Below are 12,561 nucleotides of genomic sequence, written 5' to 3'. Positions count from 1 at the left end.
GTTTAACGCGGGGGGGTTACCCGAAGGTAACTATCCGCCCGCCGGAAAATGCTTTTTGTCCCTCGGCGGGACGGGAAATTAACGCAAGTTCAGGATCTTGGGTGCCGCGGGGTTTAGGCCGCCATCGCAAAAGGCTGGATTTCGCCGGCCAGATATTGCGCGCGCGCTTTCGACCGGCTGAGCTTGCCCGAACTCGTGCGCGGCAAGGTCCGCGGCGGAATGAGCTCGATGAGGCAATTCATGCCCGTAATCGCGCGGACGCGGTCGCGAATCGTCTCGCGCAGCGCAAGGCGCTCGGCCTCGTCGCTGGTGCGGCACTGGACGAGCACCGCAGGGGTCTCTTCCCCGCCGGGCGCGGTGATCGCGAACGCCGCGATGTCGCCCGATTTGAAGCCGGGGAGCTGCTCGACCGCCCACTCGATATCCTGCGGCCAGTGGTTCTTGCCGTTGATGATGATCATGTCCTTGGCGCGGCCGACGATATAAATGTAACCATCTGACAAATAGCCCATATCGCCGGTATCGAGCCAGCCGTCCTTCATGCAGGCGGCGGTCGATTCGGGGTCGCGATAATAGCCGGTCATCAGCGACGGGCCGGTGCACCACACTTTGCCGACGGTCTGGTCGGGCAGGGCGTTGCCGGCTTCGTCGCGGACTTCGATCACCATGTCGCGCGCGGCGCGGCCGCAGTTCACGATGGCACGGTAACGCGTCGGGCGGCCCGAATCATTCGCGGCTCCCGACAATTCGGTTTCCTCGACCAGTTCGACGACGATGCCTTCGCCCGGCGGCATGATGCTGACCGCCAGCGTCGCTTCGGCAAGGCCATAGCTCGGCAGGAAGGCGCTCGCCTTGAATCCCGCATCGGCAAAGGCATCGACGAAGCTTTGCATCACGTCGGGGCGGATCATGTCGGCGCCATTGCCCGCAACGCGCCAGCGCGACAGGTCGAAGCGGTCGGCGACATGCGTCTGGCTCGACACGCGGCGCGCGCAGATGTCGTAGCCGAAGGTCGGCGAGTAGCTGAGCGTCGTGCCCTGGTTGCGGCTGATGAGGTCGAGCCACGCGAGCGGACGGCGCGCGAAATCTTCGGTCTTGAGATAATCGACCGATACCTGGTTGGCGACCGGCGAGAGCAGGCAGCCGACGAGGCCCATGTCGTGATACCAGGGCAGCCATGAGATGCAGCGGTCGCTGTCCCGCACTTCCATGCCGTGGCTATGCGCGGCGAGATTGTTGAGCAGCGCGGCGTGGGTGACTGCAACGCCATGCGGAAAGCGCGTCGAACCGCTGCTGTATTGCAGATAGCAGGTTTCATCGCTTTTCTGTTCGGGAAGCGCGGTGACGGGCGCGGGATTTTTTTCGAACGCGCTCCAGTCGACCGGTTTTACGCCTTCCTTCTCGGCCGCTTCGACCGCCATCGCGGCGATCTCGGGCGGGAAGAAGAGCATCGTCGGGTCGCAACTGCTGAGCTGGACGACGAGCTGGCCGACATAGGAATCGCGCCCGCCGAAGCTTGTCGGCAGCGGGAGCGGCACCGGCCATGCGCCGGCGTAGATGGTGCCGAAGAACAGCGCAGCAAACTCGGGACCGGTTTCAGCGATCAATGCGATCCGGTCGCCGGGCTTTACCCCCGCGGCGATCAGCCGGCAGGCCGTCGTGAGCGCGTCGGTCTTGAGCTCGCTATACGGATAGGGCCGCACCAGCTTGCCGCGCGGATCGTGGAAATTGAGCCCGCGCGTGCCGTTCGCAGCATAGTCGAGCGCTTCGCCGACGGTGGCGAAGTCCGAAAAGCGGCGCGGCTGGGCGCAAAGGGTCGGCGTCGGCGTCAGCGCGTCGGCCTCGATGGCATTGGTATCGGTCATAGGGGGTGCGACATCCCGCGATCGGGGCCGCGCGGCAACAAGCATGTCATCTTTTTGAGCCATGGTTCCGGTACGCGCGCCCTGTGTTGTTAGAACAATCGCCCATTTCCGGGCTTGATAGCCCGATATGGCGGTGTTGATCGTTCTCAATCAGGCCCGACTGTGGCACAAACATGGCACATGCCCAAGCATCGCGCTCCTCCCGACCGATCGAAAAGGCCCCTTGGCGCAGCGCGGCTCGACGAGCTGGCGCTCGCCTATGTCGCGCGATTCGCGACGAGCCGCGCCAAGCTGACGCGCTACCTGTCGCGAAAAGTGCGCGAATCCGAATGGAGTGACGAGGTCGACGCCATGACGGCGTGCGAGGCGGTGGCCGACCGGATGGAGGCGTTGCGCTATCTCGACGACCGCCAATATGCCGTCATGCGCGCGGGCGCGATGACGCGGCGCGGGCTGGGCGTGCGGCGGGTCAAGGCGCAGCTTTATGTCGACGGCATCGCCTCCGCGGACAGCGGCGAGGCGATCGAGACCGCGGAGGGTGCCGCGGTCGCGGCGGCGGTCGGTTTTGCGCGACGGCGGCGGTTCGGACCTTTTGCGCCGCAGACGAGCGACGATCCGAAGCAGCGCGAGCGGCAAATTGCGGCCTTTTTGCGTGCAGGGCACAGCATGACGATCGCGCGCCGTATCCTTGCCGTCGCGCCGGGGGACGAAGCGGGGCTGGCGACGCTGGACGATGACGCGGCGCTCGATTAGGCCGTCCGAAATCACCTTGGGATAAGGATTTGCCGATGCGCGCCATATTTACCGCCCTTGCATTGTCGCTCGCCCTGCCGATGGCGGCGTGCAGCAGCGATGCAAGCGAGGAAGCGAGCGCTGCGACCATCCCCGTGACGATCACCGCGGCAGGCAAGGCACATGTCTTTAATGTCGAAGTCGCGCGCACCAAAGCCGAGCAGGATCGTGGGCTGATGTTCCGCACCAGCCTGCCCGAAAGCGGCGGAATGATCTTCCCCTTCGAGAAGCCGCGAATCGGCAGTTTCTGGATGAAGAATACGCTGATCCCGCTCGATATGGTCTTCATCCGCGCCGATGGCAGCATCGACCGCATCGCTGAGAACACCATCCCCGAATCGCTCGAGCCGGTGGTGAGCGGCGGCGAGGTGTCAGCGGTGCTCGAACTCGCGGGCGGCACCGCGGCGCGGCTTGGTATCGAAGAGACGGCGAAGGTGACGTGGAAAGATAGGAAATAGCGGTGTGCCGCGCGGTTTGCGGCTTGCAGACCGCGCACCCTTGGCTGTAAACGCCACGCCATGAGCATCTTGGGCAAGATTTTCACCTGGTGGGACGGCGCGACCGTCGGCACGCTGCTGAACAGCTGGAGCACCGGCACGAAGGTGGGCGAGGACAGCCTTGGCAATCGCTATTTCCGTGCGAAAAAGGGCAGCCGCCGCTGGGTTCTCTATAATGGATCGAACGACGCAAGCCGCGTGCCGCCCGAATGGCACGGCTGGCTGCATGGCACCTTCGACGAACTGCCGACCGATATGCTTCCCGCGCCGCGCGCGTGGGAGAAGGAGCCGACCGCGAACCTGACCGGCAGCACCGGCGCCTATCGCCCTGCCGGTGCGCTGGAGCGTGGCGGCCAGCGCGCCGCGGCGACCGGCGACTATGAGGCCTGGCGGCCCGAGTGACGCCCGGCATGTCGCGCCAGATTTCGACCGCGCTGATCGCGCTTCTGGCCGCGACCGCGCTGACCGCATGCGACCGGTCGCCGTCGAAGGGCAATGGCAGCGCGACGGTGCCGACGATCGCAAAATCCGAACGTGTGCCGCAGGAAGTCGGCGGCATCGAGGGCGCGACCCCGATGGCCGAGCGCGTCGCGGTCGTCGGCCTGCTCAACAAGCGCAACGGGCTGGTCCGCGATCTCGAGATGAAACCCGGCGAATCGGCTCGCGTCGGCCGCGCGATCGTACGGTTGCGCGCGTGCGAACAGACCGCGCCGTGGGAAGACCCGCCCGAAACCGGCGCGTTCGTTCAGCTGACCGTCCAGGATCAGCGCGACGACAAATGGCGCCGCGTCTTTTCGGGCTGGATTTTTCGCGAGCGGCCCGACCGCAACGTGATCGAACATCCGATTTATGACGTCTTCGTCAAAAGCTGTGCGATGACATATCCGGGCGGCGAACCCGTCGCGCGTTCGGCGCCGAAATCAGGGGGCGCCGCTGCCCCCAAGGCGTCGAGTGCGCCCCAGTCGCCGGCGACGAACGGCGGCGACGGTACGGCAACGCCGCCCATCGTGCCGGCTCCGGCGGCGGCCCCCAAAGTCGCGCCGCCTTCACCGCCCGCCAACACCGAATAAAGCCGCGTCAGATAGTCCGCCTGGCGGATTTCGATCGCGCCGAGGCTGGCGAGGTGCGGCGTGATGAACTGGCAGTCGAGCAATTTCCATCCGCCTGTGCGTAGCCGCGCGACAAGGTGCGCGAGCGCGACCTTCGATGCGTCGCGCGCGCGGCTGACCATCGATTCGCCGAAGAAGGCGCGGCCGAGCGTCACGCCATAGAGCCCACCCGCCAGTTCGCCATCCTGCCAGCATTCGATGCTGTGTGCATGGCCGATCTGGAACAGGCGGTCATAGCTCGCCTTGATCACCGGGTTGATCCATGTCGTCGGCCGGTCGTCGGCGGGCTGCGCGCAGAGCGCAACCATCTCGGCAAAGGCGGTGTCGGTGGTGACGCGGAAGCGGTCCGATACGATCGCCTTTTTCAGGCTGTGCGACAGGTGAAAACCGTCCAGCGGCAAAATTGCGCGCAGCCGCGGTTCGACCCAATGGACCGACGGGTCATCCGCCCCGTCGGCCATCGGGAAAATACCCTGCGCATAGGCGCTGAGCAGCAGCGCCGGGTCTATGGATTCAAAATGCTTCAGCTCGCGGGCTTTACGAATTTCAGCGTCATGCGATCCGATTCGCCGATCGCGACATATTTCGCGCGATCGGTCTCGCCTTCGGTCAGCACCGGCGGCAACGTCCAGACGCCCTTTGCATAATCCTTCGTGTCCTTGGGATTGGCGTTGATCTCGCTGCGCCCGGCGAGCTTGAAGCCCGCGGCTTCGGCAAAGGCGATGATCGAGCTTTCCTTCATATAGCCCGACTTCTCTTCCTTCGCCGCGTCGTCCTTTTCGTTCAAACGGTGTTCGACGACGCCGAGCGTGCCGCCGGGTTTCAGCATCGCGAAAATCTGCTTGAACGCGGCGGCGGTGTTGTCGGTGCCGTCGAAGCGCCAGTTGTGGACGTTGCGAAAGGTCAGCACGACATCGGCGCTGCCGTCGGGGACCTTGGGGTTGGTGCCCGCATTGGGGAATTCGGCGAGCTTCACCGCGCCATAGACGTCCGCATTTTCGGCCTGTTTCGCCTTGATCCGGTTGAGCCCGCGTTCCCACGGCGCCGCAGCATAGAGCGTGCCGCCGCCGGCCTTGGCGAGCGGGGCGAGGATTTCGCTGTACCAGCCGCCGCCGGGCCACAGCTCGACCACCGTATCGCCGGGTTTCACGCCGAAAAAGGCGAGCGTTTCGGCAGGGTGGCGATAGGTATCGCGCGCGAGGTTGGCGGGCGTGCGCGTGGGCGCCGCGACGGCCGCGGCGATCGGGTCACCCGCCTTCGGGGCGGCATGGCCGGCGTGGTTGTCATGCTGCATCGCTGCGGCGGGGGTCGCGATTGCGATGGCGGCACTTGCAACTATCAATAGGGGACGCATATGGGGCACCTCTCTCCAAGGGGAAAGCCCTGTTTGCGAAGGGATGCGCGGTAATGCAAGTGTCCATGCTGTCGGTCAGTATCGGAGCGGCCGTTCTGTTCGGTATCGCCGAAGCGGCCGACTGGCGCCGCCGCAACCGACGCGACGTCGATAATGTCGGTTTCATGCCATGGCGCGGGATCGCGCTGGGCTCGGCCGCCGTCGCGCTCTTTGCGACGGCGTTCTGGCTCAGCGGCAGGTAGGCTTAGAGGCAGGCTTCCAGATACGGCTGATCGAAGCCGTATTGGCGGGCCTTTTCGAGCGTATAGGGACGCAGGCCCATCGCGCGATATTCGCCGACGATCTTGCCGTCCTTGTCTTCGTCGAGATATTCGAACTTGAAGAGTTCCTGGGTGACGATGACGTCGCCTTCCATGCCGATCACCTCGGTGACGTTGGTGACGCGGCGCGAGCCGTCGCGCAGACGCTTGATCTGGATGACCATGTCGACCGAATCGGCGATCTGCTTGGAAATCGCTTCCTTCGGGATCTTCACGTCGCCCATCAGCACCATATTTTCCATACGGCCGAGGCACTCGCGCGGGCTGTTGCTGTGGAGCGTACACATCGACCCGTCGTGACCCGTGTTCATCGCGGCGAGAAGGTCGAAACATTCCGCGCCGCGAACTTCGCCCATGATGATACGGTCGGGACGCATACGCAGCGCGTTCTTGACGAGGTCGCCCATGTGGATCGCGCCATTGCCCTCGAGGTTCGCGGGGCGCGTTTCGAGTGGCAGCCAGTGCGGCTGCTGCAAACGCAGTTCGGCGGCATCCTCGATGGTCAGCACGCGTTCGCCGGGGTCGATCATCTTTGACAGCGCGTTGAGCATGGTGGTTTTACCCGAGCCCGTGCCGCCCGAGATGACGATGTTGAAGCGGCTGGCGCCCGCGATTTTCAGTGCGGTGCACATCTTCTGGCTCATCGCGCCCCATTGGCAGAGCATGTCGAGCGTGATCGGCTTGGCCGAGAATTTACGAATCGAGATCGCGGTGCCGCGCAGGCTCAGCGGCGGGACAATCACGTTCACACGCGAGCCGTCCTTGAGACGGGCGTCGGCGAGCGGGGTGGTCTGGTCGACGCGGCGGCCGACCATGTTGCAGATGCGCTGCGCGATCTGGAACAGATGCTGTTCGTCGCGGAACTGGATCGGGGCGATCATCAACTGCCCCTTTTTTTCGATATAGGTCTGGTACGGTCCGTTGACCATGATGTCGCTGATGTCGGGGTCCTGAAGCAATTCCTCGAGCGGGCCGAAGCCGAGCAGTTCGTCGACGAGCACCTTTTCGAGCGCGAACTGCTCGCGGCGATTTAGTGTGATGCGGAGTTCGGCGAGCACTTCGAGGATGATCGGGCGAAATTCCTCGGTCAGCTCGTCCTTGCTGAGCGTTGCCGCAGCTTCGGGGTCGACGCGTTCGAGCAGGCGCGGGAGCACCTGTTCCTTGATTTTGTGGACGCTCGCCTCGAACCCTTGCGCCTTTTCGGGCTCCATCGCCTCGGCCGACGAACGCAGGTTCAGCCGCTCCATCGCCTCTTCTTCGGGCGAAAGGTTCGACGGCATCTGCGGGATGTCGACAGGCGTCTCGATCGCGGGAAACTGCGTTCCGCCGGGCGCGCCCGATCCACCCTGCATCGGCTTCGCCACGCCAAAGGCGGGGCGGCCAGCGGTTCCGGGTCGGCGTCCGAATGCACTCATCGGTTTATCCTGCTTCCATATCTTCGGGAGCTTCGCTGCGCGTGCAGACGAACCCCCATCCGACACGGTGAATAAACCGGAAACTTTGACATTGTCCTAATGCGCCCGGCGATTGCGTGCGGGCATAAAAAAAGCCCGCATCCATCAGGGATGCGGGCTTTTGATCGCCGTGGACGGCGGAAGGAATCAGCTGGCGATATGTTCGGCCAGGACGGTCAGGCCCGCTTCGTTAACCTCGGCAAAGCCGCCTTCGACCTCGATCACCTCGGGCGCGGCGCCCGCGGTCGCATAGATGGTCAGCGGCGCGTTGCGGAGCGTCGCCATGAAGGGCGCATGGCCTTCGAGCACCGAAAAATCGCCCTCGCTGCCGGGGACGGTGACCATGTAAACCTCGATCGACCGCTCGAGGCGGGCGGGGGTGACGAGTTCGAACTTCAGAGCCATGATATGTCCTTTGACCCCTCCCGCAAGGAGAGGGGCACAGGTTTGTTACGCGTCTTCGGCGAGCTTTGCGGCCTTGGCGACCGCTTCGTCGATACCGCCGACCATGTAGAAGGCTGCTTCGGGAAGATGGTCATATTCGCCGTCGACCACCGCCTTGAACGACTTCACCGTGTCTTCGATCGCCACGAACTTGCCGGGGATGTTGGTGAAGACTTCGGCGACGTGGAAGGGCTGCGACAGGAAGCGCTGGATCTTGCGCGCGCGGGCGACGACCAGCTTATCTTCTTCCGACAGCTCGTCCATGCCGAGAATCGCGATGATGTCCTGAAGCGACTTATACTTCTGCAGCGTTTCCTGAACGCGGCGGGCGGTCTCATAATGCTCCTGGCCGACGATCGCGGCGGTCAGCACGCGGCTGGTCGAATCGAGCGGATCGACTGCCGGATAGATGCCGAGTTCCGAAATCGCGCGGTTCAGCGTCGTCGTCGCATCCAAGTGGGCGAACGAGGTTGCCGGGGCAGGGTCGGTCAAGTCATCCGCGGGAACGTAGATGGCCTGCACCGAGGTGATCGAACCCTTGTTGGTCGAGGTGATGCGTTCCTGCAGCGCGCCCATGTCGGTCGACAGCGTCGGCTGGTAACCCACGGCCGACGGAATACGGCCGAGCAGCGCCGACACTTCCGAACCCGCCTGGGTGAAGCGGAAGATGTTGTCGACGAAGAAAAGCACGTCCTGGCCTTCGACATCGCGGAAATATTCGGCGATCGTCAGACCCGAGAGTGCAACGCGGGCGCGGGCGCCCGGGGGTTCGTTCATCTGGCCGAACACGAGAGCAACCTTCGAACCCTCGGGGGTCGGGTTGCCGTCCTTGTCCTTGGCGATAACGCCGGCATCGAGGAATTCGTGATAGAGATCATTGCCTTCGCGGGTGCGTTCACCGACGCCCGCGAACACCGACGTACCACCATGGCCCTTGGCGATGTTGTTGATCAGTTCCTGGATGAGAACGGTCTTGCCGACGCCTGCGCCGCCGAACAGGCCGATCTTGCCGCCCTTTGCGTAGGGCGCGATCAGGTCGATGACCTTGATGCCGGTGACGAGGATGCTGCTTTCGGTCGACTGGTCGACAAACTCCGGAGCCTTGGCGTGGATCGGCGCGCGGCTGGCGGCGTTGACCGGGCCCTGTTCGTCGATCGGCTCGCCGATGACGTTGAGGATGCGGCCGAGCGTCTGCGGGCCGACGGGCACCGAGATCTGCGCGCCGGTGTCGGTCACGGGCTGGCCGCGGGTCAGGCCGTCGGTCGCGTCCATCGCGATCGTGCGGACGGTGTTTTCGCCGAGGTGCTGCGCGACTTCGAGGACAAGGCGGTTGCCGTTGTTGTCGGTTTCGAGCGCGTTCAGAATCGCGGGCAGGGTGCCGGTGAACTGGACGTCGACGACGGCGCCGATGACCTGTGCGATGCGGCCGGTGGCGATGCCGGTGCTGGCCGCCTTGGGAGCAGCAGCCTTCTTCGGCGCAGCAGCCTTGGGGGCAGCGGCCTTCTTGGCGGGTGCCTTCTTCTCGGCAGAGGGTGCGGTTGCCATTGGTTTCTTCCTTGCTTGGATAGCTTACAGCGCTTCCGCGCCAGCAATAATTTCGATAAGTTCGGTCGTGATCGCCGCCTGACGCGTGCGGTTGTAGATGATGGTCAGCTTGTTGATCAGGTCGCCCGCGTTGCGCGTCGCATTGTCCATCGCGGTCATCGACGCGCCCTGTTCGGACGCGGCATTCTCCAGGATACCCTTGAAGATCTGGATCGTGATGTTGCGCGGGAGCAGATCGGCGAGGATCGCTTCCTCGTCGGGTTCATATTCGACCGCAGCATCGCTCGATGCCGGGACGTCGACGGGCGCGGGAACGGGGATCAGCTGCTGGCCGGTCGCTTCCTGGAGGAGCGCCGAACGGAACTTCGAATAGAAGAGGTGCGCGACGTCGAATACGCCGGCTTCGTACATCTCCATGACCTTCGCCGAAACCTCGTGCGCCTGATCGAAGCCGATGTCGCGGATGCCGGTCGTCTCGTACAACTCGGTGATCTGGCCTGCGAACAGGCGTCCGATGACCGGGCGGCCCTTGCGGCCGATCAGGTAGAAGAGAACCTTCTTGCCCTGCGCCTGCAGTTCGATCGCCTTGTCGCGCGCCGCCTTGACGATGTTCGAGTTGAACGCGCCGGCTAGGCCGCGGTCGCTGTTGAGCACGACGAGCAGGTGCGTGTCGCTCTTGCCGGTGCCGGCAAGCAGTTTCGGCGCGCTGTCCGACCCGCCGACCTTCGACGCCAGGCTGGCGACGACGCCTTCGAGACGCGTCGCGTAAGGACGCGCGGCTTCGGCAGCCGCCTGCGCCTTGCGCAGCTTGGCGGCTGCGACCATTTTCTTGGCCTTGGTGATCTTCTGGGTCGATTTGACCGAGTTGATCCGCCCTTTGAGTTCTTTCAGGTTTGCCATGAAGGCCCCTATATTTCGTCGCCCCGGCCGAGGCCGGGGCGACGTAAACCTTTAAGCGAAAATCTTGGCGAACGCTTCGAGCGCGGCAACGAGGCCCTTCTTGGCGTCGTCGCCAAGATCCTTGGTGTCGCGGATCGTCTTGAGCACGCCGGCGTGGTCGCTACGCAGATAGGCGATCATCGCCGCTTCGTAGCGTGAGACGTCGGTGGTTGCGACATTGTCGAGATAGCCGTTGGTGCCGGCAAAGATCGACGCGGTCTGCTCTTCGAACGGCATCGGCTGGAACTGCGGCTGCTTCAGGAGCTGCGTCAGGCGCGCGCCGCGGTTGAGCAGCTTTTGCGTCGATGCGTCGAGGTCCGAACCGAACTGAGCGAAGGCTTCCATTTCGCGATACTGCGCGAGTTCGAGCTTGATCGAGCCCGACACCTTTTTCATCGCCTTGGTCTGCGCGGCCGAGCCGACGCGCGACACCGACAGGCCCACGTTGATCGCGGGGCGGATACCGGCGTTGAACAGGTTGGTTTCGAGGAAGATCTGGCCGTCGGTGATCGAAATCACGTTGGTCGGGATGTACGCCGAAACGTCGCCCGCCTGCGTTTCGATGATCGGCAGCGCGGTCAGCGAGCCCGAACCATTGTCGGCGTTCATCTTGGCCGAACGCTCGAGCAGGCGGCTGTGCAGATAGAAAACGTCGCCGGGATAGGCTTCGCGGCCCGGCGGGCGGCGGAGCAGCAGCGACATCTGACGATAAGCGACGGCCTGCTTCGACAGATCGTCATAGACGATCACGGCGTGCATGCCGTTGTCGCGGAAATATTCGCCCATCGTGCAACCGGTGTAGGGTGCGAGGAACTGCAGCGGAGCGGGCTCCGACGCGGTCGCGGCGACGACGATCGAATATTCCATCGCGCCATTTTCTTCGAGCTGGCGGACGATCTGCGCGACGGTCGAGCGCTTCTGGCCGATCGCGACATAGATGCAATAAAGCTTCTTCGATTCGTCGGTGCCGGCGTTGGCTTCCTTCTGGTTGATGAAGGTGTCGATCGCGACGGCGGTCTTGCCGGTCTGGCGATCGCCGATAATCAGTTCGCGCTGGCCGCGGCCGACGGGGACGAGGGCATCGAGCGCCTTCAGGCCGGTCTGGACGGGCTCGTGAACCGAGGTGCGCGGGATGATGCCCGGCGCCTTCACTTCGACGCGCATGCGCTTTTCGGCCTTGATCGGGCCTTTGCCGTCGATCGGATTGCCGAGGCCATCGACGACGCGGCCGAGCAGGCCCTTGCCGACGGGGACGTCGACGATCGTGCCGGTACGCTTGACGACGTCGCCTTCCTTGATCTCGGCGTCCGAGCCGAAGATCACGATGCCGACATTGTCGGCTTCGAGGTTGAGCGCCATGCCCTGCACGCCATTGGCGAATTCGACCATTTCACCGGCCTGGACGTTGTCGAGGCCGTGGACGCGGGCGATGCCGTCGCCGACCGACAGAACCTGACCGATTTCGCTGACCGTAGCGTCGGTGCCGAAATTGGCGATCTGGTCCTTGATGACCTTGCTGATTTCAGCGGCGCGGATTTCCATGGTTTAGCCTTTCATCGCCTGTGCGAAGCTATTGAGACGGGTACGGATGCTGCCGTCGATCAGCTGGCTGCCCAGCTGGACGACGAGGCCGCCGAGGATGGCGGGGTCGACGGTCGCGGCGACGCTGACGTCGCGCCCGACACGGGATTTGAGGTTCGCGGTCAGCTCTTTCAGCTGCGCCGCGGTGAGCGGGTGCGCGCTGGTGACCTTCGCGGTTACTTCGCCGCGGTGATCGGCGACGATCGCGTCGAACGCGTCGATCATCTTGGGCAGATCGGCGAGGCGGCGGTTGTCGGCGAGCACGCCGAGGAATTTGGCGGTCAGCGAATCGAGCTTCATCGCCTTGCCGACCGCTGCGATGGCGTTCGCGGCATCGGTGCGGCCGACGACCGGGCTGCTGATGAGTGCCGTCAGGTCGGCCGATTCGGCGAGACCGGCACGAAGCGTCGCGAGGCTCTTGGCCACCGCGTCGATCGCGTTCGATTCGCGGGCCAGATCGAACAAAGCGACCGCATAACGGCCCGCGAGGCCCGCCGTGATGTTGCCCTGAATGCCGCCGGAATTCTCCACGCGTGAAAGTCCTTTGTTGCTATCCCGTGGGGGATGGGTCGCGCGCTTTTGCGGGATATTCGACGAATGTCCCCCACGCGAAGTCGCGGCGCGCCTAGCAACGATTTTGCTGCAATGCAAGGCGGGCGGA

Annotated in this window: 13 protein-coding genes and 1 pseudogene; 5 read left to right on the top strand and 9 right to left on the bottom strand. The window is 64.2% G+C overall.

All coding sequences use genetic code 11. The features are described 5' to 3' along the window. Positions 1–113: 113 nt before the first annotated feature. A complete protein-coding gene (locus tag AC3A43_RS18010; RefSeq protein ID WP_487793943.1) occupies positions 114–1,865 on the bottom strand; it encodes a fatty acyl-AMP ligase in 1,752 nt (583 codons plus the stop codon). A gap of 180 nt (positions 1,866–2,045) precedes the next feature. Between AC3A43_RS18010 and AC3A43_RS18005 the strand changes: the two genes are divergently transcribed. The 4 genes and pseudogenes from AC3A43_RS18005 to AC3A43_RS17990 form a co-directional block, all read left to right on the top strand. After that, complete coding sequence (locus tag AC3A43_RS18005; protein ID WP_487793942.1) at positions 2,046–2,618, top strand: regulatory protein RecX; 573 nt, start codon at positions 2,046–2,048, stop codon at positions 2,616–2,618. 35 nt (positions 2,619–2,653) lie between these two features. Continuing rightward, entirely contained in the window at positions 2,654–3,115 is a 462-nt protein-coding gene (locus AC3A43_RS18000; protein ID WP_487793941.1) for a DUF192 domain-containing protein, read from the top strand. Between the two features lie 60 nt (positions 3,116–3,175). Next, positions 3,176–3,556: an NADH:ubiquinone oxidoreductase subunit NDUFA12 gene (locus AC3A43_RS17995; protein WP_487793940.1), complete on the top strand. Its 381-nt coding sequence runs from the start codon at positions 3,176–3,178 to the stop codon at positions 3,554–3,556. An 8-nt stretch (positions 3,557–3,564) separates the two neighbouring features. Continuing rightward, positions 3,565–3,966, top strand: a pseudogene (locus AC3A43_RS17990) (DUF2155 domain-containing protein); the annotation flags it as partial. A 35-nt stretch (positions 3,967–4,001) separates the two neighbouring features. Here AC3A43_RS17990 and aat read toward each other — a convergent pair. Together aat and AC3A43_RS17980 are read right to left on the bottom strand one after the other, a co-directional pair. Continuing rightward, the gene (gene aat, locus AC3A43_RS17985) at positions 4,002–4,790 is read right to left on the bottom strand and encodes a leucyl/phenylalanyl-tRNA--protein transferase (protein ID WP_487794292.1); all 789 of its coding nucleotides are present in this window, start codon (positions 4,788–4,790) and stop codon (positions 4,002–4,004) included. Beyond that, positions 4,787–5,617, bottom strand: coding sequence for a class I SAM-dependent methyltransferase (locus AC3A43_RS17980; RefSeq protein WP_487793939.1), 831 nt, complete (start codon positions 5,615–5,617; stop codon positions 4,787–4,789). Before AC3A43_RS17980 ends, aat begins: the two co-directional genes overlap by 4 nt. A 53-nt stretch (positions 5,618–5,670) precedes the next feature. Here AC3A43_RS17980 and AC3A43_RS17975 point away from each other — a divergent pair, with 53 nt between their 5' ends. Then, entirely contained in the window at positions 5,671–5,859 is a 189-nt protein-coding gene (locus AC3A43_RS17975; RefSeq protein WP_487793938.1) for a hypothetical protein, read from the top strand. Positions 5,860–5,861: 2 nt separating this feature from the next. Here AC3A43_RS17975 and AC3A43_RS17970 read toward each other — a convergent pair whose 3' ends face one another. From AC3A43_RS17970 to AC3A43_RS17945, 6 genes are all read right to left on the bottom strand, one after another. Continuing rightward, on the bottom strand, positions 5,862–7,352 hold the full coding sequence (locus AC3A43_RS17970; RefSeq protein ID WP_487793937.1) for a TadA family conjugal transfer-associated ATPase: 1,491 nt from the start codon (positions 7,350–7,352) through the stop codon (positions 5,862–5,864). A gap of 186 nt (positions 7,353–7,538) precedes the next feature. Further along, entirely contained in the window at positions 7,539–7,796 is a 258-nt protein-coding gene (locus tag AC3A43_RS17965; protein WP_487793936.1) for an ATP synthase F1 subunit epsilon, read from the bottom strand. A gap of 45 nt (positions 7,797–7,841) precedes the next feature. After that, complete coding sequence (atpD, locus tag AC3A43_RS17960) at positions 7,842–9,380, bottom strand: F0F1 ATP synthase subunit beta (protein WP_487793935.1); 1,539 nt, start codon at positions 9,378–9,380, stop codon at positions 7,842–7,844. Positions 9,381–9,404: 24 nt separating this feature from the next. Next, a complete protein-coding gene (locus AC3A43_RS17955; protein WP_487793934.1) occupies positions 9,405–10,280 on the bottom strand; it encodes a F0F1 ATP synthase subunit gamma in 876 nt (291 codons plus the stop codon). Between the two features lie 51 nt (positions 10,281–10,331). Beyond that, positions 10,332–11,861, bottom strand: coding sequence for a F0F1 ATP synthase subunit alpha (atpA, locus tag AC3A43_RS17950; RefSeq protein WP_487793933.1), 1,530 nt, complete (start codon positions 11,859–11,861; stop codon positions 10,332–10,334). A 3-nt stretch (positions 11,862–11,864) separates the two neighbouring features. Further along, positions 11,865–12,431, bottom strand: coding sequence for a F0F1 ATP synthase subunit delta (locus tag AC3A43_RS17945; RefSeq protein ID WP_487793932.1), 567 nt, complete (start codon positions 12,429–12,431; stop codon positions 11,865–11,867). Positions 12,432–12,561 lie beyond the last annotated feature (130 nt).

It is taken from the genome of Sphingopyxis sp. Soil_C_28 (assembly GCF_057657055.1).
This window is presented reverse-complemented; position numbering and strand designations above follow the sequence as displayed.

Bases quoted from the DNA above. Each gene is read 5' to 3' on its own strand.
- AC3A43_RS17975 (WP_487793938.1), top strand. From the start codon at position 5,671: ATGCAAGTGTCCATGCTGTCGGTCAGTATCGGAGCGGCCGTTCTGTTC.
- AC3A43_RS17970 (WP_487793937.1), bottom strand. From the start codon at position 7,352: ATGAGTGCATTCGGACGCCGACCCGGAACCGCTGGCCGCCCCGCCTTT.
- atpD (WP_487793935.1), bottom strand. From the start codon at position 9,380: ATGGCAACCGCACCCTCTGCCGAGAAGAAGGCACCCGCCAAGAAGGCC.
- AC3A43_RS17980 (WP_487793939.1), bottom strand. From the start codon at position 5,617: ATGCGTCCCCTATTGATAGTTGCAAGTGCCGCCATCGCAATCGCGACC.
- AC3A43_RS17955 (WP_487793934.1), bottom strand. From the start codon at position 10,280: ATGGCAAACCTGAAAGAACTCAAAGGGCGGATCAACTCGGTCAAATCG.
- AC3A43_RS17965 (WP_487793936.1), bottom strand. From the start codon at position 7,796: ATGGCTCTGAAGTTCGAACTCGTCACCCCCGCCCGCCTCGAGCGGTCG.
- AC3A43_RS18005 (WP_487793942.1), top strand. From the start codon at position 2,046: ATGCCCAAGCATCGCGCTCCTCCCGACCGATCGAAAAGGCCCCTTGGC.
- atpA (WP_487793933.1), bottom strand. From the start codon at position 11,861: ATGGAAATCCGCGCCGCTGAAATCAGCAAGGTCATCAAGGACCAGATC.
- AC3A43_RS18010 (WP_487793943.1), bottom strand. From the start codon at position 1,865: ATGACCGATACCAATGCCATCGAGGCCGACGCGCTGACGCCGACGCCG.
- AC3A43_RS18000 (WP_487793941.1), top strand. From the start codon at position 2,654: ATGCGCGCCATATTTACCGCCCTTGCATTGTCGCTCGCCCTGCCGATG.
- AC3A43_RS17995 (WP_487793940.1), top strand. From the start codon at position 3,176: ATGAGCATCTTGGGCAAGATTTTCACCTGGTGGGACGGCGCGACCGTC.